The organism is Aeromicrobium sp. MLTX1 (genome assembly GCF_046452335.1).
Classification (GTDB): domain Bacteria; phylum Actinomycetota; class Actinomycetes; order Propionibacteriales; family Nocardioidaceae; genus Aeromicrobium.
The window spans coordinates 2,043,555-2,061,875 of sequence record NZ_JBKFDN010000001.1; the positions used below are offsets into that span (position 1 = coordinate 2,043,555).

The window sequence follows — 18,321 nt, forward strand, 5'->3', positions numbered from 1 at the left end:
TCAGTCCTTCCCTCGCCACGGGACGAGTGCTTTCTCGATGGTGCGGATGAGTGCGTCAAGGGCGATCGCGGTGATGCCGATGACGAGGATGCAGGCGACCGACAGGGCGATCTTGTTCTGCGTTCCCGAGAGATAGGCCAGGCCTCCGATGCCCGGCAGTCCGTTGACCAGCTCGGCCGCGACGACCGTGGTCCACGCGAACCCGACGGCGACGCGGATGCCGCTGAGGATGTCGGGCAGCGTGGCGGGCAGCAGCACCGACGTGACGGTCTGCCGTCGCGTGGCGCCGAGCGTGCGGATCGCGTTGAGCTGGTCCTCGCGCACGCCGCGCACCCCGTTCACCGTGGCGAGCGCGATGGGCGGGAAGGCCGCGAGGAACAGCAGCCAGATCTTCGAGGCGTCGTAGATGCCGAACCACGCCACGAGGAAGCCGATGTAGGCCAGCGGCGGGATCGAGCGCAGGAAGTCGACGTACGGGCCGAGCAGCGTCCCGGCCCAGCCGACCGTGCCCATGAGGAGGCCGAGCGGGATGCCGACGACGATCGCCGCGGCCAGACCGGCACCGATCCGCTGCAGGCTGACCAGCAGGTGCTCCCACAGGAAGTAGCCCTCCTCGCCGCGGACGACGCGGTCCACGCCGCCGCCGATGGGGTGGTAGGTGTTCGCGCGGACGAACGCCTCCCACACCTCGCGCGGGCTCGGGGTCAGGTAGTGCGGCTCGACGAGGTCGGCGGCGGCGACGGCCGACCACACGAGCAGCACGACGGCGAGGGTCGCGACGTGCGGCCAGGCACGGCGCGCGAGGGCGGCGGTTCTCACCGCACCAGCCCGCGACGACGCAGGATCGGCAGGACGCCCTCGGCGAACCAGTAGGCCTCCTCGACGTGCGGGTAGCCGGACATCACGAACTCCTCGATGCCCACCGCCGCGTACTGCTCGATGAGGTCGGCGGCCTCCGTGTGGCTGCCCACGAGCGCGGTGCCGGCGCCGCTGCGCATGAGGCCGACGCCGGCCCAGAGCCCGGGGTGCACCTCGAGCGAGCGCGCGTCGTCGCGGTCGTACCGGCCGCCGTGCAGCTCGCGCATGCGCTTCTGGCCCTCCGACTCGCTCGCGGCGAGCGCCTGCTGTGCCTTCGCCACGTCGGCGGGGTCGAGCCCGGCGAGCATGTCGTCGGCCACCTTCCAGGCGTCCTCGGAGCGGTCGCGGGTGATCGAGTGCAGCCGGACGCCGAAGCGCACGGAGCGGCCCTCCTCCTGCGCCAGCTTGCGGATCCACTCGACCTTCTGCGCCACGGCCTCGGGCGGCTCGCCCCACGTGAGGTAGACGTCGGTGTGCGCCGCCGTGACCGGTCCCGCCGCGGCCGACGAGCCGCCGAGGTAGATCTCGGGGACGACCCCCGGCTTGCGGGTGCGGGCATCGGTGACGTCGTAGTACTCGCCGGTGAAGTCGCTGCCGCCCTCGGTGAAGGCGTCGCGGAAGACCTGGATGAACTCGGCGGCGCGGTCGTAGCGGGCGTCCTTCTGCACCCGGTCGCCGAAGCGCAGCTGCTCGGACGGGTCGCCGCCCACCACCACGTTCAGCAGCAGGCGGTTGTCGGAGATGCGCTGGAAGGTCGAGGCCATCTGGGCCAGCAGCGTCGGGCTGATGAGCCCGGGACGCAGCGCCACGAGGAACTTCAGGCGCGAGGTCTGCGGGATGAGCGCGGAGGCCATTACCCAGGCGTCCTCGCACGGGGTGCCGGTGGGCGTGAGGACGGCGTCGAAGCCGAGGTCCTCGGCGGTGCGCGCCACGTGCGCGAGGTAGCGCAGGTCGGGCTCGCGGTAGCGGCCGGCGGTGTCGCTCGTCCCGCCCGCGCGTCCGACCTCGGTCGGCACGCTGTGGCCGCCGCCGACGAGGGCGCGGCTGTCGCCGGTGGTGGGCAGGAACCAGTCGAACGTCAGGAACGTGGCGGTCATGGTGGGTCCTCCGGTCGGGATGGGCGGAACGATTGTTCAGTAAACAGCAGCACTTACTCGGGTTAGGACGTGTCCATCTGGTGAGCGGCGATGCCGCGCACCCCTGCGGAAAGGCCAGCCGGGGAGGGGGAATGGATCGCCGCGCGCGGGCACTGACTGGCACATGACCCTGACGACCACGACGCCGGCGAGCCCGCGCCTCGCGTCCCTGCCCACCCGTCGGCTCGTGCTGTTCGCCTTCATCGCCGCGGCGTCACCGCTGGCGATCGACCTGTACCTGGCCAGCTTCCCCGCGATCGGGCGCGAGCTGCGGACCAGCCCGGCGATGGTCCAGCTGACGCTGCCCGCCTACATCGCGGGCGTCGCGATCGGTCAGCCGATCTGGGGACCGATCTCCGACCGGTTCGGGCGGCGACGACCCCTCGTCGTCAGCAACGCGCTGACGCTGGCCGCGTCGATCGTGGTCGTGCTGGCGCCCACGATCGAGACCCTCGTGGCCGCCCGGTTCGTGCAGGCGCTCGCGGCCGCGGCGGGGATGGTCGTGGTCCGCGCGATGATCTCCGACCTCACCGAGGGGCTGGAGGGCGTGCGGGCGCTCGCGCTCATGATGACCGTCCACGCCGTGGTCCCGGTGGTGGCGCCCGTCCTGGGCGGCGTGCTGGCGACGGTCCTGCCGTGGCGCGGGGTCCTCGCCGTCTTCGCCGCGTTCGTGGCGCTGCAGCTGCTGGCGTCCGTCCTGCTGGTGCGCGAGTCCCTCCCGCGGGAGCGGCGCACCCGCCGGCTGTCCTACCTGGACCTGGCCCGGGTCATGCGACGCGGCGCGTTCGTCGTCCACGCCACCACGGTGGGTCTCACGGTGGGCGCCGTGATGACGTTCATCGCCACCTCGTCCTTCGTCTACCAGGACGTGCTGGGCCTGACGCCGCTGCAGTTCGGCCTGAGCTTCGGCGCCAACGCGTGCGGGATGGTGGCGGCGGGCCTGATCTCCGCGCGGCTCGCCCGGCGCGGGGTGCGGCCGACCCGGACGATGGCGGTCGGCTTCGCCGGGGCGCTGACGTCTGGGGTGCTGATGATCGCGGCGGCCGCCTCGCCGTCGCCCGTGCTGCTGGTCGGTCCCGTGCTGGTGCAGGTGTTCTTCCTGAACCTCGTCATGAGCAACGCGATGGGACTGGCGATGGCGCACACCGGTGGGCTCAGCGGCGCGGGCTCCGCGATGCTCGGCTTCTGGATGTTCGGGGTGAGCGCGCTCGTCACGCCCGTGGCCGGTCTGCTGTCGGGGTCGCGCCCCGAGGTGGCCATGGCCGCGGTCATGACGGGTCTCACCGCCACCGCCGCGGCCGTCTTCGCGCTCGGAGTCAGGCCGGCTCGCTGACGTACCGCGCCGCGTGGTGCACGAGCAGGTCGTGGAGGTCCTGCGCCGCCTTCGTCGGCCGGGCGCCGCGGCGGCGCAGCAGCGCCATCCGGATCACCGTGCCCTCGTCCTCGATGGGACGGAACGCGAGCCGCGTGCTCGCCTCGCGCAGGTCGTAGGACGTGAAGTCGGGCATGAGCGAGACGCCGATCCCCGAGGAGACCATCTGCTGGCACACGTCGGCGCTGTCGGCGGTGTGCCACTTCAGCGGCGGCGAGTCGCCGAAGACGCGGTGCGCGACCCGGTGCATCAGGTACCCGGCGCGGGCGCCGACGAAGACCTCCTGGCGCAGGTCGTCCACGGTGACGGCGGCGCGCTCCGCGAGCGGGTGCTCGGCGGGCAGCACCGCGACCGGCCGGCCGTGGAACAGCTCGGTCGCGACGAGGTCGGGGTGCACGTCGTCGCCGGGCAGCAGCGTCACGAGGCCGAGGTCGAGCGACCCGTCGCGCAGACCGTCGCGGACCTCGCCGTGACGCAGCTGACGCAGGTCGACCGCGGTGTGCTCGTGGTCGAGCTCGTGCGCGCGCAGGGCGGGCAGGACGAGTGCGGTGACGCCGAAGTAGACGCTGCCGACGCGCGTGGGCCGGTGGAACTGCGACTCCCCGCGAGCGGCCGCGCGCAGCCGGTCGACGGCGTCGAGGACCTCGAGGATCCGCGGCAGCAGCTCGCGTCCCGTGCCGTTGATCCGGGTGCCCGAGCGGTGCCGGTCGACGAGTGTCACGCCGAGCTCGCGCTCGAGCTTCGTGACCGCCTCGCTGAGCGCCGGCAGCGACACGTGCAGGTGCTCCCCGGCGCGCCGCAGCGAGCCCTGCTCGCTCACCGCCCTGACGTATTCGAGCTGCTCCAGTCGCATGCTCACCTCCCCGTTGACGGGCGACGCTACGTGATCGGCGACGCCTGTCGGGTGATCTCCCGCGTCGTGAGATGAGGCCGGACCCGGTGGCTGCGTTCGTAGCGTCGTCGGCACGCAACAGCGCCCCTCACGAGAAGAAGGCACTCATGACTCACGTCCGTTCCCACCGGTTCCTCCGCACCCTGGTCGTCGCCGCGGCCGCCGCGCTCGCCGCGACGGGCCTGACCGCCTGTGGCAGCGCCGGCGCGGACTCGGGGAAGGAGGAGACCACGATCCGCTACCAGAGCTACGCGGGTGCGGTCGACGCGTTCCTGCTCGCCGACGCGCTCGGCGAGTTCGAGGGCCTGACCCTCAAGCGGGTCGGCGACGTCACGGGCGGCCCGCAGGCCCTCCAGGCGCTCGTCTCGAACCAGACCGACATCGGCGGCTCCGCCTTCTACGGCGCGATCGCCCAGCTGGTGGCCACCGGCGCGCCGATCAAGGCGGTCATCCCGTTCTACGGCTCGAACGAGACCACGAACTCGCAGCTGGTCGTCCTCGACGAGTCGCCCATCCGGGACGCGAAGGACCTCGTCGGCAAGAAGATCGCCGTCAACACGCTCGGCGCGAACGCCGAGGCCGTGATCGACACGTGGTTCGACCAGGAGGGCCTCAGCCAGGCCGAGCAGGACAAGGTCACGCTCGTCCCGCTGCCGCCGCTCAACATCCCCGAGGCCCTCGGCAGCGGCAAGATCGACGCCGCCGTCGTCAGCTTCCTGGGCAAGCGCCAGACCGAGGCGCAGTACGAGATCCGCACGCTGCACCGCGACATCGACGTCGTCGGCGGCCCGTACGCCGGCGGCGGCCTGACCCTGCGCAACGAGTTCATCGAGAACAACCCGAACACCTCGCGCCAGCTCGTCGAGGGCGTCGCCGCGGCGATCGAGTTCATCGAGACGCACGACAAGCAGGAGGTCTTCGACGTCTACTTCCCCTACCTGGAGAAGGAGGGCTACGGCGACTACATCGAGCCGATCAAGACCAACTTCCCCGGCACGCTCGGCATCGACGCCAAGCCGGTCATCCAGGACGAGGACATCTCCCGCTGGGTCGACTGGCTCGACAGCCGCGGCGACATCGACGCCAAGAAGCTGAAGATCTCCGACGTCTACACCAACGAGCTCAACCCGAACGCCTGAGGAGGCAGCCATGAGTTCACGCATCGAACTGAGGAACGTCGGCCAGACCTTCTGGGTCCGCGGCGACGAGGACAAGAAGCTGCGCGAGTTCGTCGCGCTCGACGGGCTGGACCTGGACATCCGGGCGGGGGAGTTCCTGACCCTCGTCGGCCCCTCGGGCTGCGGCAAGTCCACCGTGCTCGACCTGATCTCGGGACTCGCGACGCCGACGTCCGGCACCATCACGGTCGACGGCACGCCGATCACGGGCCCCGGCCTCGACCGCAGCGTCGTCTTCCAGCAGTACACCCTGCTGCCGTGGCGCTCGGCCGCGGCGAACATCGAGTTCGCCCTCGAGGCCAAGGGCGGTCTGTCCAAGGCCGAGCGGGCTGCGACCGCCCGCGAGTACCTCGACCTGGTCGGCCTGGGCGAGTTCGCGAACCGCTACCCGCACGAGCTGTCGGGCGGCATGAAGCAGCGCGTGGCGATCGCGCGCAGCCTCTCGTACCAGCCCCAGGTCCTGCTGATGGACGAGCCGTTCGGCGCGCTCGACGCCCAGACCCGCGAGCGCCTCCAGGAGGAGCTCGTGCGGATCTGGGAGCACACCGGCACGACGGTCGTGTTCATCACGCACGACATCGAGGAGGCCGTCTTCCTGGGCCAGCGCGTCGCCGTCATGAGCGGTCGCCCCGGCCGGATCAAGGAGATCGTCACGATCGACCTCGACCGGTCGGGTGCCCACGACGAGGACGTCCGTGCGACGCCCGCGTTCACCGAGCACCGGCACCACATCTGGTCGCTGCTGCGCGAGAAGACCACCGCGAAGGAGCTGGCCCATGTCTGACCTGCTGACCGAGCGGACCGCCGCCCGACCCAACCCCCGCCAGGAGGAGGCAGCCAAGGCCCGGGCCGCGTCGCCCGGCCGCGACCGCGCCGTCGCGGTGGCTCGGGGCGCCGCCGGCCTCGTCGCCCTCGCCCTGGTGTGGGAGTTCGCTCCGCGCCTCGGGCTCGTCGACGCGTACTCGATCCCGCCCTTGCACGTCGTGCTCCAGGAGTGGTGGTCGATGGTGCTCGACGGCGAGCTGTGGCGCCACGTCTCGGCGAGCCTGCAGCGCTCGGTGATCGGCTTCGCGCTGGCGATCGTCCTCGCGATCCCGCTGGGCGCCGCGATCGCCTGGTACCGCCCCGTGCGCGAGTTCTTCACCCCGTCGCTCGAGCTGTTCCGCAACACCGCGGCGCTGGCGATCCTGCCGGTGTTCATCCTGCTGCTCGGGCTGGGGGAGACCTCGAAGATCGCGATCGTGCTCTACGCCTGCTTCTTCCCGATCCTGCTGTCGACGATCGCGGGCGTGTCCAGCGTGGACCCGCAGCTGCTGCGGTCGGCGCGCGTGCTGGGGCTCTCGCCCGTCGCCACGTTCCGCAAGGTGGCCTTCCCGGCGGCCGTGCCCACGATCTTCACCGGCATCCGTATCTCGGGCGCCGCCGCGATCCTGGTGCTCATCGCCGCCGAGATGATCGGCGCGGACGCGGGCCTGGGCTTCCTCATCAACTACGCGCAGTTCAACTTCCTCATCCCGAAGATGTACGCCGCGATCCTCACCACCTCCCTCATCGGCGTGGCCGTCAACTACGGACTCGTCGCCCTCGAGCGCCGCTTCTCCCAGTGGCGCGCCCTCTGACCCCTCATTCCGGAAGAGAGATCCCCATGACTCGTCAGCTCAGCCTCAACGCGTTCCTGCACGACACCGGCCACCACGAGGCCTCGTGGCGCCACCCCGACTCGGCCGCGGAGCGCGTCTACGACATCGACTTCGTCACCGAGAACGCCCAGATCGCCGAGGCCGCCAAGCTCGACGCCGTCTTCTTCGCCGACGGCCCCGGCCTGTGGGGCGCCACCGCGCACCGCCCGCCGGCCCACATCGAGCCGATCACGCGCCTGGCGGCGATCGCCGCGAAGACCGAGCGCATCGGCCTCATCGCGACCGCGTCGACGACGTTCTACGACCCGTACAACCTGGCCCGCTTGTTCTCGTCGCTCGACATCCTGTCGAACGGCCGCGCGGGCTGGAACATCGTCACGACGCAGTCCGAGGCGATCGCCAGGAACTTCAGCCTCCAGCAGCTGCCGAGCGCGGCCGAGCGGTACGTCCGGGCGCAGGAGTTCCTCGACGTCGTGACGAAGCTCTGGGACAGCTGGGAGGACGACGCGGTGCTCGTCGACCGCGAGGCGGGCGTGTACTACGACCAGGCCAAGGTCCACCAGATCAACCACGTGGGCACCCACTTCCAGGTGGAGGGCGCGCTCGCCGCCCCGCGCTCGCCGCAGGGCCGCCCGGTCTACGTGCAGGCCGGGTCGTCGAACGACGGTCGCGCCTTCGCGGGCCGCAACGCCGAGGCGATCTTCACCGCGCACCAGACGATCGGGGACGCGCAGGCCTTCTACGCCGACATCAAGCAGCGCGCCGTCTCGTTCGGTCGTTCGCCCGACGAGGTCAAGATCCTGCCGGGCATCAGCCCCTTCATCGCGGACACGCAGGCCGAGGCCGAGGAGCTCCAGCGGTACGTGAACTCGCTGACCGTGCCCGCGTACGGCATCGCGCAGCTCGAGGGACTGGCCGGCGTCTCACTGGCGCACCTCGAGCTCGACGAGCCCGTGCCGCTCGACGTCTTCGGGCAGGCCGGCGACGTGCTCGACAACAACCGCAGCCGCCTGCAGGTGATCGCCAACATCGTCGAGCGCGACCGCCTGACGCTGCGCGAGCTGCTGCACCGACTGGCCGGCGCGCGCGGCCACAACGTCGTGGCGGGCACGCCCACGCAGGTGGCCGACATCATCACCGAGTGGTTCCAGAACGGCGCCGCCGACGGCTTCAACGTCATGCCGCCGCTGTACCCGCAGCTGCTCCAGGAGTTCACGCAGAAGGTCGTCCCGATCCTTCAGGATCGCGGACTCTTCCGCACCGAGTACACCGGTTCCACGTTGCGAGATCACTTCGGACTGTCCCGTCCGGACTCGCTGTACGGTGCGGAGGCGCAGGAGGAGGCACACGTTGTCTAAGAGCAGAGTGTCTGATTTCAAGGATGTCGTCCGCACGGCCGTGGTGGTGGGCAACCCGAAGGCTGCCTCGCGCACGCTCGCGGCCGCCACGCACGTGGCGCGCGAGCTCACGGGCGCCGAGCCCGACCTCGTCGTCGACCTCGCCACCCTCGGTCCGGCCGTCCTCGACTGGGGCTCCGCCGAGGTGACCGAGCTGGTCGCGCAGGTCGGCGGCGCCGACCTCGTGGTGGTCGCCTCGCCGACCTACAAGGGCACCTACACGGGGCTGCTCAAGGTGTTCCTCGACCGGTTCGCCGGCGGCACGGGACTGCGCGGGCTGGCGGTGCCGCTGCTGCTCGGCGCCGGCCCGGGCCACGCGCTCGCGCCCGAGCTCACGTTGCGGCCCGTCCTGACCGAGCTCGGGGCCACGGTGCCGGGCCGGGGGCTGTTCGTCCTGGACTCCCAGTACGGCGACCCGGGCGCGTACGACCCGTGGCTCGAGGCCACCCGGCCCGTCGTGCGCAGCCTGCTGCAGGCGGTCGCATGACGGCGTTCTTCCCCACGAACCAGGACCTCGACCCGGTGCGCCTGCGGTCGGCGTTCGGGAACTTTCCCACGGGCGTGGTGGCGGTGGCCGCCGAGGTCGACGGCGAGCCCGTCGGCCTCGCGGCCAGCAGCTTCACCAGCGTGAGCCTCGACCCGCCGCTCGTCTCGATCAACCTCGCGGCCACGTCGAAGACCTGGCCCGACCTGCGCCGCGCCGAGCGGCTCGGGGTCACCGTGCTGGCCAGCCACCACGGACCGCTGTGCCGGCAGCTCGCCGGTCCGGTGGAGCAGCGCTTCGAGGGGATCGAGTACAGCGTGAGCCCCGAGGGCGCGATCTTCGTCGACGACGGGATGGCCACGTTCGACACCACGATCCACCGGGAGGTGGAGGCCGGCGACCACATCCTCGTGCTGCTCGAGCTGCACGCGGTCGACCACCGCGTCGACGGGGGACCGCTGCTGTTCCACCGCAGCGCCTTCGGGCGGCTGGCCGTCGCGGAGTAGGTCAGACCGCGACCGGCTGGTCCTCCTCGGGGCGGAGCGCGACCACGGCGCACAGGATGAGCGCCGCCCCGACGAGGCCGGCCGGGCCGAGCCGCTCGCCCAGCACCACCGCGGCGAGCGCGGCGGCCGAGATCGGCTCCACGAGGGTGGCCACCGTCGCGGCCGAGCCCGACGTGGTGCGCAGGCCCGCGTAGAGCAGGCCGTAGGACAGGGCCATCGTCGCGATGCCCAGGTACGCCAGCAGCGCGAGCGACCCGGGGGAGGTGCCCGCGACGGGCTCGCCCGAGACGACAGCCAGCACGAGGAAGGGTGCCAGCAGCACGGCGCCCGCGCCGGTGGCGCACGTGGTGAGGGCGACGGGCTCGAGCCGTGGCGCGAGGACGTGGCCGAGCACCGTGGTGGCCGCGTAGGTGGCGCCCGCGGCGACGGCGAGCACGAGTCCGAGCACGGGCCGGTCGGCGGGAGCGGCGGTCCCGTGCCCGGCGGTCGCGCTGATCAGCACGAGACCGGTCAGCGCGGCCGCGAGGACGGCGACGTCGCGCACGCCGGGTCGGGTTCGCGCGCGGAGGTGCTCCCACGTCGCGGCCAGGACGGGAGCCAGCCCGAGCGACACCACGGTCGCCACGCTGACGCCGACCATCAGGACCGAGACGAAGTAGAGACCTTGGTAGATCGCCGTGCCGCAGCCGATGACGATCGCGGTCACGGGGTGCTCGCGCAGGACGGTGCGCACTGACGCGAGGCGCCGGGTCAGCACCACGAACGCGACCAGCGCGACCGCCGCGATGAGCATGCGCCACGCGCTGACGGTCATCGCACTGACGCCGTCGCGCTCGTGCAGCACGGTGACGACGAGGCCGCCCGTGCCCCACAGCACGCCCGCCGCGCAGACCTGCAGCAGTCCGAGGCGCGCGTTCACGCGCCCAGACTAGGCGGCGTCGCGCCGTGGTCTCGATACGCCCTCTCGTTCCTCGAGGGCACTCGACCGCCGGGCGGTCCGACCCGGTGATCGAGTAGCACGCGAGCGCAGCGATCGGCGTATCGAGATCACGCCCCTCTGCGAGAGACCTACGTCCGGTCGCGCTCCGCTCCGATCGTGGTGTCCTGGCCGTGACCGGTGTGCACGACGGTCTCGGGCGGGAGCGTGAACAGCCTCTCGGCGATCGAGGCGCGGATGACGTCCACGTCGCTGTAGGAGCGACCCGTCGCGCCCGGCCCGCCGTGGAACAGGGTGTCGCCGGTGAAGACGCAGCCCAGCTCCTCGGCCAGCAGGCACGTGGCGCCCGGCGCGTGGCCCGGCGTGTGGATCGCGCGCAGCATGGTGCCGGCGACCGTGATCTCGGTGCCGTCGACGAGGTCCTCGTCCCACGTCGCGTCGGGGTGCGTGAGCTCCCACAGCGGACGGTCCTCGGGGTTCAGCCAGATCGGCGCGCCGGTGCGCTCGCGCAGCTCGGGCGCGATGCGGCAGTGGTCGTCGTGGGCGTGCGTCAGCACGATCGCCCTGAGGGTGCGACGGCCGATGATGTGCAGGATCGCGTCCACGTCGTGCGGCGCGTCGATGAGGACGCACTCGGAGTCGTCGCCGACGATCCACACGTTGTTGTCGACGTCGAACGTCTCGCCGTCCAGGCTGAAGGTGCCCGAGACGACGCCGTGGTCGAGCCGCGCGCCCATCAGAGCACCACCACCGAGCGCAGGACGTCGCCATGGTGCATCTTCTCGAACGCGGCCTCGACGTCCTCGATGCCGATCTCCTCGGTGACGAACGCGTCGAGGTCGAGCCGGCCCTGGCGGTACAGGTCGATGAGCATCGGGAAGTCGCGGCTGGGCAGGCAGTCGCCGTACCAGCTCGACTTGAGCGCGCCGCCGCGTCCGAAGACGTCGATCAGGGGCAGCTCGGGGACGGTCATGTCGGGTGTCGGGACGCCGACGAGGACCACGGTGCCGGCGAGGTCGCGGGCGTAGAAGGCCTGCTTCCACGTCTCGGGGCGACCGACCGCCTCGATCACGACGTCGGCGCCGTCGGCGCCCTCGTAGGTCTCGGCGCAGATGCGCTTGATCTCCTCGACCGGGTCGACCTTCGACGAGTCGACGGTGTGGGTGGCGCCCATCCGCTTCGCGGCCTCGAGCTTCGCCGCGTCGATGTCGACGGCGATGATCGGGCTGGCGCCGGCGAGGGCCGCGCCTGCCACTGCGGCGACGCCGACGCCGCCGCAGCCGATGACCGCGGCCGAGCGGCCACGGGTGAGGGCGCCGGTGTTGATGGCGGCGCCGATGCCGGCCATCACGCCGCAGCCCAGCAGGCCGGCCGCGGCCGGGCGGGCCTCGGGGTCGACCTTGGTGCACTGACCGGCGGCGACGAGGGTCTTCTCGATGAACGCGCCGATGCCCAGGGCGGGGGAGAGCTCGGTGCCGTCCTCGAGCGTCATCTTCTGCTTGGCGTTGTGCGTGGCGAAGCAGTACTGGAGGTCGCCGCGCTTGCACGCGCGACACTGGCCGCAGACCGCGCGCCAGTTGAGGACCACGAAGTCCCCGGGCGCGACCTCGGTGACGCCCTCGCCGACCGACTCGACGACACCGGCCGCCTCGTGGCCCAGCAGGAACGGGAACTCGTCGTTGATGCCGCCCTGGCGGTAGTGCAGGTCGGTGTGGCAGACGCCGCACGCCTGGATCGTCACCACGGCTTCGCCCGGGCCCGGATCGGGGACGTTGATGGTGACCAGTTCGACCGGCGCGTCCTTCGCGCGGGCGATGACGCCCTTGACCTGCTGCACGGCTCTCTCCTTGCTTCGGGGGTTCACGAGCGAGCCTGCCAGAGTGACTCGTGAGGCGCGAACGGCCGCTGCGCGCACGTGGGCCGGATGCCGCATCGTTGACATGAAATGACAGCGAAAAGAACGTGACAATCGAACAGGTGAGCGATAGGATCGACGCATGCAGTCGGGGGACGCGGAGCTGATCGAGGTGATGCGCCGGTGTGCGTCCGCCCTCCGGACGGTCACGTGCTCCGTGTCCGACGAGGCTCGCGCGCTGGCGGCCCTGCGTGACGCCGCCGAGGCGGCCCTCGCCGAGCGGCTCGAGGAGATCGACCGGACGAAGGCCTACGTCGCCGAGGACGCCTCCAGCGCCACCACCTGGGCGCGCCGCGAGCTGCGCCAGGACGCCCGCCGCACGCGCCAGCTGATCCGTGCCGCCGTCACGATGCGCGAGCTGCCGGCGGTGGGGGAGGCGGCCCGCGCCGGCCGCGTCTCGTCCGAGCACGTCGCGCGGTTCTCCTTCGCGCTGGCCCACGTCGACCAGACCGAGGTCCGCCGGGTCGAGGCGCACCTCGTCGCCGTGGCCGAGCTCCACCCACCCTCCCGCGTGAAGTCGCTCGTCGACCGGCTGCGCTCGGTCGTGCACGCCGAGGAGCTGGACGAGGCGTGGATCGCCGGCGCCGACAAGGCGCACCTCAGCCTGAACCCGCTGCCCGACGGCTGGCACGTCACGGGCTTCCTGCCGATCGAGGTTGGCGCGAAGCTGCAGGCCGTGCTTGACGCCGTCGCGGTCCCGCGCGAGGCGGGCGACCGGCGCCCGGCGTCGCAGCGGCGCATCGACGGGCTCGATCTCGTGCTCACCCGGGTGCTGGCCGAGGGCCTGCCCACCGACGGCACCGTCCGTCCGCAGGTGCACGTCGTGGTCGACGCCGGCACGCTCCAGCGCGCCCTCGCGCCCCGGACGGCCAGTGTCTTCGAGCCGGTCGAGCCCGCGGTCCTCGAGGGCTTCGGCCACGTCGGCCCGAACCTGCTGGCCCACCTCACCTGCGGTGCGGACCTGGTCCCGGTCCTCGTCGACCGGATCGAGGGCAACCGCACCGTGCTCGACGTGGGTCGCCGTCACCGCGACGCCACGCCGAAGCAGCGCCACGCGGTCTGGTTCCAGCAGGCCGGCCGCTGCGCCACCGAGCACTGCCGCAACTCCGTCGACCACGTCCACCACCGACGGCGATGGTCCGACGGTGGCCCCACCGACCTCGCGAATCTCGTCGGACTCTGCAGTGCCTGCCACCGGCACGAGCACCGGCACGACGTCGCTCTCGCCCGCGCGGGCTGAGGGCCGGACGGTCGTGTCCGATTCCCGCGAGAACTGTCATGCGGGGTGGGTCAGGATGGAGTCATGGAACCGAGCGACTGCTACCGCGCCGTGAGCGCGCGCGACGCCCGGTTCGACGGCGTCTTCTTCACGGCCGTGCGGACCACAGGGATCTACTGCCGTCCCTCGTGCCCGGCCGTCACCCCGCGACAGGCGAACGTCACGTTCTACCCCTCGGCGGCGGCCGCCGAGCGCTCGGGCTACCGGGCCTGCCGTCGCTGCCGGCCCGACAGCACGCCGGGCTCGCCCGAGTGGAACGCGCGGGCCGACGTCGTCGCGCGGGCCGTCCGGATGATCGGCGACGGCGTGGTCGAGCGCGAGGGCGTCAGCGGTCTGGCCGACCGGCTCGGCTACAGCGAGCGCCAGGTCAACCGGCTCGTCACCACCGAGCTCGGCGCCGGACCCCAGGCCATCGCCCGCAGCAACCGCGCGCGCACGGCCCGGATCCTGCTGGAGACCACGACGATGCGCGCGGCCGACGTGGCGTTCGCGGCGGGCTACGGCTCGGTGCGCCAGTTCAACGACTCCATCCGCGAGTCGTTCGCCCTCACCCCGCGCGAGCTGCGCGCGAGGTCGCGCCGCTCCAGCCACCCCGGCGCGGGCCGGATCCAGCTGGAGCTGGCGCTGAGGCCGCCGTTCCAAGGGGCCGCGCTCCTCGACTGGTTCGCGCCCCGCGCCATCGAGGGTGTCGAGCGGGTCGACGGTGATACGTACGCCCGCGTCCTCAACCTCCCGCACGGCGTGGGTGCGGTCGAGCTCACCCTGCACGACGCACGGGTCTCGGCCGAGCTCGAGCTGACCGACCTGCGCGACCTCGCCCCGGCGGTGCAGCGGTGCCGCCGGCTGCTCGACCTCGACGCCGACCCCGCCGCGATCGACGAGGCCCTGTCGGCGGCCGACCCGCTGCTCGCCGGCCTCGTCGCGGAGGCGCCCGGCATGCGCCTGCCCGGACAGGTCGACGGCTTCGAGATGGTGATGCGCGCGATCGTGGGCCAGCAGGTCTCGGTGGCGGGTGCGCGCACGATTCTGGGCCGGGTCGCCCGGTCGCGGGGCACCGAGGTCGACCTCGAGCTCGCCCACCGCCACGGCCTCACCCACGCGTTCGCCACGGCCGAGTCCGTCGCCGAGGCGTCGCCCGAGGAGTTCGCGATGCCGCGCGGCCGGGCCGCCGCGATCCTCGCCGTCGCCCACGCGGTGGCGTCGGGCGACCTCGATCTGCACCCCGGCGCCGACCGCGAGGCCGCGCGCGAGCAGCTGCTCGCGATCCGGGGGATCGGCCCCTGGACCGCCGACTACGTCAGGATGCGGGCCCTCGGGGACCCCGACGTCCTGCTCGACACCGACCTCGTGCTGCGCCGCGTCCTCGCGCGCGAGGGACTGGACCGGACGCGCACCGAACGGTGGCGGCCCTGGCGGTCGTACGCCTCACTGCACCTGTGGAGGGTCGCATGAAGACACGCTGGATGGACTCGCCCGTCGGGGGCCTGCGCCTGCACGTCGACGCCGGGCTGCTCACGGCGATCGACTTCGGGGCCGAGCCGCGCGGCGAGCGCGTCGACGACGCCCTGCTCGACGCCGCCGAGAGCCAGCTCGGGGAGTACTTCGCCGGCGACCGCCGCGCGTTCGACCTCCCGGTGGCCGCGGACGGCACCGAGTTCCAGAAGAAGGTCTGGGCCTACCTGCGCACGATCCCGTACGGCGAGACCGTCACGTACGGACAGGTCGCGACCGACCTGGGCTACCAGCCCGGCATCTCGCGCGCGGTGGGTGCGGCGAACGGGGCCAACCCGATCCCGATCGTCGTGCCGTGCCATCGCGTCATCGGGTCGAACGGCAAGCTCACCGGCTACGCCGGCGGGCTCGACCGCAAGACCACGCTGCTCGAGCTGGAGCGCCCGGGCCTGTTCTGAAGAGATGGAGTCGCCGAGGCGTCAGCGGCGCAGGTTCTGCGACAGCCGCTCGGCGGCCGCCACGACGGCGGGCGCGTGCATGCGGCCGGGCTGGCGGGTGAGGCGCTCCAGCGGTCCGGAGACCGACACGGCAGCGACGACCTTGCCGCTGGGGGAGCGGACCGGGGCCGAGACCGAGCCCACGCCCGGCTCGCGCTCGCCCACGCTCTGCGCCCAGCCGCGCTTGCGCACGGCGGACAGTTCGGCGGCCGAGAACGTGGCCTTCATGAGGCCCTTGTTCATGCGCTCGGGGTCCTCCCACGCGAGCAGCACCTGGGCGGCGGAGCCGCCGGACATCGTCAGTTGGCTGCCGACCGGGATCGAGTCGCGCAGGCCGGTGGGGCGGTCGGCCGCCGAGACGCACACGCGGTGGTCGCCCTGGCGGCGGAACAGCTGGGCGGACTCGCCCGTGATGTCGCGCAGGCGGGCCAGCACTGGACCGGCGGCGGCGAGGAGGCGGTCCTCGCCGGCAGCGGCGGCCAGCTCGGACAGCCGCGGGCCTAGGATGAACCGACCCTGCATGTCGCGCGCGACGAGCCGGTGGTGCTCCAGGGCGACCGCCAGGCGGTGGGCCGTGGGCCGCGCCAGTCCGGTGGCCGTGACCAGTCCGGCCAGCGTCGCGGGCCCCGGTTCCAGGGCCGCCAGCACGAGGGCGGCTTTGTCGAGAACGCCGACTCCGCTAGAGTTGTCCATGTCTTGATACTGCCGTATCGCATTGTGAGACGCAACCCCCGAAGTGAGAGTGAATCATGGGCAAGACGCTCGCCGAGAAGATCTGGGACGACCACGTCGTCCGTTCCGCGCCGGGTGAACCGGACCTGCTGTTCATCGACCTGCACCTCCTCCACGAGGTCACGAGCCCGCAGGCGTTCGACGGACTCCGCCTCTCCGGACGCGCCGTGCGTCGCCCCGACCTCACCCTCGCCACCGAGGACCACAACATTCCGACGACCGACCTCGACAAGCCGATCGCCGACCCGGTGTCGCGCACGCAGGTCGAGACGCTGCGCCGCAACGCGCAGGAGTTCGGCGTGCGTCTCCACCCGATGGGCGACATCGAGCAGGGCATCGTCCACGTCGTCGGCCCGCAGCTCGGCCTGACGCAGCCCGGCATGACGATCGTGTGCGGCGACTCGCACACCTCCACGCACGGTGCGTTCGGCTCGATCGCCTTCGGCATCGGCACCAGCGAGGTCGAGCACGTGCTCGCCACCCAGTCGCTGTCGCAGGCCAAGCCCAAGATGATGGCCGTCGAGGTCGTCGGCGACCTGCCCGCCGGCTCCACCGCCAAGGACCTGATCCTCGCGCTCATCACGCAGGAGACCACCGGCGGCGGCCAGGGCTACATCGTCGAGTACCGCGGCGAGGCGATCCGTGCGCTCTCGATGGAAGAGCGCATGACGATCTGCAACATGAGCATCGAGTGGGGCGCCAAGGCCGGCCTCATCGCGCCCGACCAGACCACCTTCGACTACATCGAGGGCCGCCCGCACGCGCCGCAGGGCGCCGACTGGGACGCCGCCGTCGAGTACTGGAAGAGCCTGGTCACCGACGAGGACGCCACGTTCGACAAGGTCGTCACGATCGACGCCTCGAAGGTCACCCCGTGGGTCACGTGGGGCACCAACCCGGGCCAGGGCGTGGCGCTGTCCGGCGTCGTCCCGACCCCCGCCGACTTCGCCGACGCCGACGAGCGCGAGGCCGCCCAGAACGCCCTGCGCTACATGGGCCTCGAGGCCGGCACGCCGATGCGCGACATCAGGGTCGACACCGTCTTCGTCGGCTCCTGCACGAACGGCCGCATCAGCGACCTGCGTCGCGCGGCCGACCTCATCAAGGGCAAGAAGGTCGCCGACGGCACCCGCATGCTCGTCGTCCCCGGCTCGGTGCGCGTGCGCCTGCAGGCCGAGGAGGAGGGCCTCGACGTCGTCTTCAAGGAGGCCGGCGCCGAGTGGCGCGGCGCGGGCTGCTCGATGTGCCTGGGCATGAACCCCGACCAGCTCACGCCGGGCGAGCGCAGCGCCTCGACCTCCAACCGCAACTTCGAGGGCCGTCAGGGCAAGGGTGGCCGCACGCACCTGGTCTCGCCCGACGTCGCCGTCGCCACCGCCGTCACCGGCCACCTGGCCTCGCCGGCCGACCTCTGAGGACGATCACCATGGACAAGTTCATCTCCCACACCGGCGTCGGCGCCCCGCTGCGCCGCAGCAACGTCGACACCGACCAGATCATCCCGGCGGTCTACCTCAAGCGCGTCACCCGCACGGGCTTCGAGGACGGCTTGTTCGCCGCCTGGCGCAACGACCCGGAGTTCGTCCTGAACCAGCCGGCGTACACGAACGCCACGGTGCTCGTGGCGGGCCCCGACTTCGGCACCGGCTCGTCGCGTGAGCACGCCGTCTGGGCGCTGCAGAACTACGGCTTCAAGGTCATCATCAGCCCCCGCTTCGGTGACATCTTCCGCGGCAACTCGGGCAAGGCCGGCCTCCTGGCGGCGCAGGTCGACGACAAGGTCGTCACGGCGCTGTGGGAGTACCTCGAGGCCAACCCGGGCGCGCAGATCAGCGTCGACCTCGAGTCGCGCACGGTCTCCGCCGGCGAGGGCGTCGACCGCATCGAGGACTCGTTCACGATCGACGACTACACCCGCTGGCGCCTGCTGGAGGGCCTCGACGACATCGGCATCACGCTCGGCCACGCCGAGGACATCGCCGCGTACGAGTCCCGTCGCCCGAGCTTCAAGCCCGCGACGCTCTGACGATGCACTGGCACGGCCTC

The 18,321-nt window shown here is 72.1% G+C and carries 19 protein-coding genes; 12 read left to right on the top strand and 7 right to left on the bottom strand.

Annotated elements, in window-relative coordinates; translation table 11 throughout:
* Entirely contained in the window at positions 1–819 is an 819-nt protein-coding gene (locus ACK99Q_RS09920; protein WP_410185952.1) for an ABC transporter permease, read from the bottom strand.
* On the bottom strand, positions 816–1,955 hold the full coding sequence (locus ACK99Q_RS09925) for an LLM class flavin-dependent oxidoreductase (RefSeq protein WP_410185953.1): 1,140 nt from the start codon (positions 1,953–1,955) through the stop codon (positions 816–818). Before ACK99Q_RS09925 ends, ACK99Q_RS09920 begins: the two co-directional genes overlap by 4 nt.
* 163 nt (positions 1,956–2,118) lie before the next feature.
* On the opposite strand from ACK99Q_RS09925, the gene ACK99Q_RS09930 reads away from it, so the two are divergent.
* On the top strand, positions 2,119–3,327 hold the full coding sequence (locus ACK99Q_RS09930) for a Bcr/CflA family efflux MFS transporter (RefSeq protein ID WP_410185954.1): 1,209 nt from the start codon (positions 2,119–2,121) through the stop codon (positions 3,325–3,327).
* Here the strand turns inward: ACK99Q_RS09930 and ACK99Q_RS09935 are convergent.
* Positions 3,311–4,219, bottom strand: a complete 909-nt coding sequence (locus ACK99Q_RS09935) for a LysR family transcriptional regulator (protein WP_410185955.1) — start codon at positions 4,217–4,219, stop codon at positions 3,311–3,313. The two genes, ACK99Q_RS09930 and ACK99Q_RS09935, sit on opposite strands and share 17 nt — an antisense overlap.
* Before the next feature lie 146 nt (positions 4,220–4,365).
* Between ACK99Q_RS09935 and ACK99Q_RS09940 the strand changes: the two genes are divergently transcribed.
* From ACK99Q_RS09940 to ACK99Q_RS09965, 6 genes are read left to right on the top strand one after another with little or no spacing between them, the layout of a single operon-like run.
* The gene (locus ACK99Q_RS09940) at positions 4,366–5,397 is read left to right on the top strand and encodes an ABC transporter substrate-binding protein (RefSeq protein ID WP_410185956.1); all 1,032 of its coding nucleotides are present in this window, start codon (positions 4,366–4,368) and stop codon (positions 5,395–5,397) included.
* Positions 5,398–5,407: 10 nt separating this feature from the next.
* Complete coding sequence (locus ACK99Q_RS09945; RefSeq protein WP_410185957.1) at positions 5,408–6,220, top strand: ABC transporter ATP-binding protein; 813 nt, start codon at positions 5,408–5,410, stop codon at positions 6,218–6,220.
* On the top strand, positions 6,213–7,055 hold the full coding sequence (locus ACK99Q_RS09950; RefSeq protein ID WP_410185958.1) for an ABC transporter permease: 843 nt from the start codon (positions 6,213–6,215) through the stop codon (positions 7,053–7,055). Before ACK99Q_RS09945 ends, ACK99Q_RS09950 begins: the two co-directional genes overlap by 8 nt.
* A gap of 26 nt (positions 7,056–7,081) precedes the next feature.
* On the top strand, positions 7,082–8,434 hold the full coding sequence (locus ACK99Q_RS09955; RefSeq protein ID WP_410185959.1) for an LLM class flavin-dependent oxidoreductase: 1,353 nt from the start codon (positions 7,082–7,084) through the stop codon (positions 8,432–8,434).
* Between the two features lie 7 nt (positions 8,435–8,441).
* On the top strand, positions 8,442–8,960 hold the full coding sequence (locus ACK99Q_RS09960; RefSeq protein WP_410185960.1) for an NADPH-dependent FMN reductase: 519 nt from the start codon (positions 8,442–8,444) through the stop codon (positions 8,958–8,960).
* On the top strand, positions 8,957–9,463 hold the full coding sequence (locus tag ACK99Q_RS09965) for a flavin reductase family protein (protein WP_410185961.1): 507 nt from the start codon (positions 8,957–8,959) through the stop codon (positions 9,461–9,463). Before ACK99Q_RS09960 ends, ACK99Q_RS09965 begins: the two co-directional genes overlap by 4 nt.
* Position 9,464: 1 nt before the next feature.
* Here the strand turns inward: ACK99Q_RS09965 and ACK99Q_RS09970 are convergent, their stop codons facing one another.
* The 3 genes from ACK99Q_RS09970 to ACK99Q_RS09980 form a co-directional block, all read right to left on the bottom strand.
* Entirely contained in the window at positions 9,465–10,382 is a 918-nt protein-coding gene (locus ACK99Q_RS09970) for a DMT family transporter (RefSeq protein ID WP_410185962.1), read from the bottom strand.
* A gap of 149 nt (positions 10,383–10,531) precedes the next feature.
* Positions 10,532–11,137 (bottom strand): MBL fold metallo-hydrolase, encoded by a 606-nt coding sequence (locus tag ACK99Q_RS09975; protein WP_410185963.1) that lies wholly within the window; start codon positions 11,135–11,137, stop codon positions 10,532–10,534.
* Entirely contained in the window at positions 11,137–12,237 is a 1,101-nt protein-coding gene (locus ACK99Q_RS09980) for an S-(hydroxymethyl)mycothiol dehydrogenase (RefSeq protein WP_410185964.1), read from the bottom strand. Before ACK99Q_RS09980 ends, ACK99Q_RS09975 begins: the two co-directional genes overlap by 1 nt.
* A gap of 160 nt (positions 12,238–12,397) precedes the next feature.
* Here ACK99Q_RS09980 and ACK99Q_RS09985 point away from each other — a divergent pair, with 160 nt between their 5' ends.
* The 3 genes from ACK99Q_RS09985 to ACK99Q_RS09995 all read left to right on the top strand — a co-directional run bounded on the left by ACK99Q_RS09985 (position 12,398) and on the right by ACK99Q_RS09995 (position 15,504).
* Positions 12,398–13,555, top strand: a complete 1,158-nt coding sequence (locus tag ACK99Q_RS09985; RefSeq protein WP_410185965.1) for an HNH endonuclease — start codon at positions 12,398–12,400, stop codon at positions 13,553–13,555.
* Positions 13,556–13,618: 63 nt separating this feature from the next.
* Entirely contained in the window at positions 13,619–15,046 is a 1,428-nt protein-coding gene (locus tag ACK99Q_RS09990) for a DNA-3-methyladenine glycosylase 2 family protein (RefSeq protein ID WP_410185966.1), read from the top strand.
* Entirely contained in the window at positions 15,043–15,504 is a 462-nt protein-coding gene (locus ACK99Q_RS09995; RefSeq protein WP_410185967.1) for a methylated-DNA--[protein]-cysteine S-methyltransferase, read from the top strand. The genes ACK99Q_RS09990 and ACK99Q_RS09995 overlap by 4 nt, the downstream gene beginning before the upstream one ends.
* A 21-nt stretch (positions 15,505–15,525) precedes the next feature.
* On the opposite strand, the gene ACK99Q_RS10000 is transcribed toward ACK99Q_RS09995, so the two are convergent.
* Complete coding sequence (locus ACK99Q_RS10000) at positions 15,526–16,236, bottom strand: IclR family transcriptional regulator (protein ID WP_078698542.1); 711 nt, start codon at positions 16,234–16,236, stop codon at positions 15,526–15,528.
* A gap of 56 nt (positions 16,237–16,292) precedes the next feature.
* Here ACK99Q_RS10000 and leuC point away from each other — a divergent pair, with 56 nt between their 5' ends.
* Positions 16,293–17,690, top strand: coding sequence for a 3-isopropylmalate dehydratase large subunit (gene leuC, locus ACK99Q_RS10005; protein WP_410185968.1), 1,398 nt, complete (start codon positions 16,293–16,295; stop codon positions 17,688–17,690).
* A gap of 11 nt (positions 17,691–17,701) precedes the next feature.
* Entirely contained in the window at positions 17,702–18,301 is a 600-nt protein-coding gene (gene leuD / locus ACK99Q_RS10010; RefSeq protein WP_410185969.1) for a 3-isopropylmalate dehydratase small subunit, read from the top strand.
* Positions 18,302–18,321: the final 20 nt, after the last annotated feature.

Excerpts from the sequence above, each read along its gene's own strand:
- ACK99Q_RS09990 (WP_410185966.1), top strand. The coding sequence starts at position 13,619 with ATGGAACCGAGCGACTGCTACCGCGCCGTGAGCGCGCGCGACGCCCGG.
- ACK99Q_RS09955 (WP_410185959.1), top strand. The coding sequence starts at position 7,082 with ATGACTCGTCAGCTCAGCCTCAACGCGTTCCTGCACGACACCGGCCAC.
- ACK99Q_RS09975 (WP_410185963.1), bottom strand. The coding sequence starts at position 11,137 with ATGGGCGCGCGGCTCGACCACGGCGTCGTCTCGGGCACCTTCAGCCTG.
- ACK99Q_RS09925 (WP_410185953.1), bottom strand. The coding sequence starts at position 1,955 with ATGACCGCCACGTTCCTGACGTTCGACTGGTTCCTGCCCACCACCGGC.
- ACK99Q_RS09995 (WP_410185967.1), top strand. The coding sequence starts at position 15,043 with ATGAAGACACGCTGGATGGACTCGCCCGTCGGGGGCCTGCGCCTGCAC.
- ACK99Q_RS09965 (WP_410185961.1), top strand. The coding sequence starts at position 8,957 with ATGACGGCGTTCTTCCCCACGAACCAGGACCTCGACCCGGTGCGCCTG.
- ACK99Q_RS09985 (WP_410185965.1), top strand. The coding sequence starts at position 12,398 with ATGCAGTCGGGGGACGCGGAGCTGATCGAGGTGATGCGCCGGTGTGCG.
- ACK99Q_RS09935 (WP_410185955.1), bottom strand. The coding sequence starts at position 4,219 with ATGCGACTGGAGCAGCTCGAATACGTCAGGGCGGTGAGCGAGCAGGGC.
- ACK99Q_RS09945 (WP_410185957.1), top strand. The coding sequence starts at position 5,408 with ATGAGTTCACGCATCGAACTGAGGAACGTCGGCCAGACCTTCTGGGTC.
- leuD (WP_410185969.1), top strand. The coding sequence starts at position 17,702 with ATGGACAAGTTCATCTCCCACACCGGCGTCGGCGCCCCGCTGCGCCGC.
- ACK99Q_RS09950 (WP_410185958.1), top strand. The coding sequence starts at position 6,213 with ATGTCTGACCTGCTGACCGAGCGGACCGCCGCCCGACCCAACCCCCGC.
- ACK99Q_RS09930 (WP_410185954.1), top strand. The coding sequence starts at position 2,119 with ATGACCCTGACGACCACGACGCCGGCGAGCCCGCGCCTCGCGTCCCTG.
- ACK99Q_RS09940 (WP_410185956.1), top strand. The coding sequence starts at position 4,366 with ATGACTCACGTCCGTTCCCACCGGTTCCTCCGCACCCTGGTCGTCGCC.
- leuC (WP_410185968.1), top strand. The coding sequence starts at position 16,293 with ATGGGCAAGACGCTCGCCGAGAAGATCTGGGACGACCACGTCGTCCGT.
- ACK99Q_RS10000 (WP_078698542.1), bottom strand. The coding sequence starts at position 16,236 with ATGGACAACTCTAGCGGAGTCGGCGTTCTCGACAAAGCCGCCCTCGTG.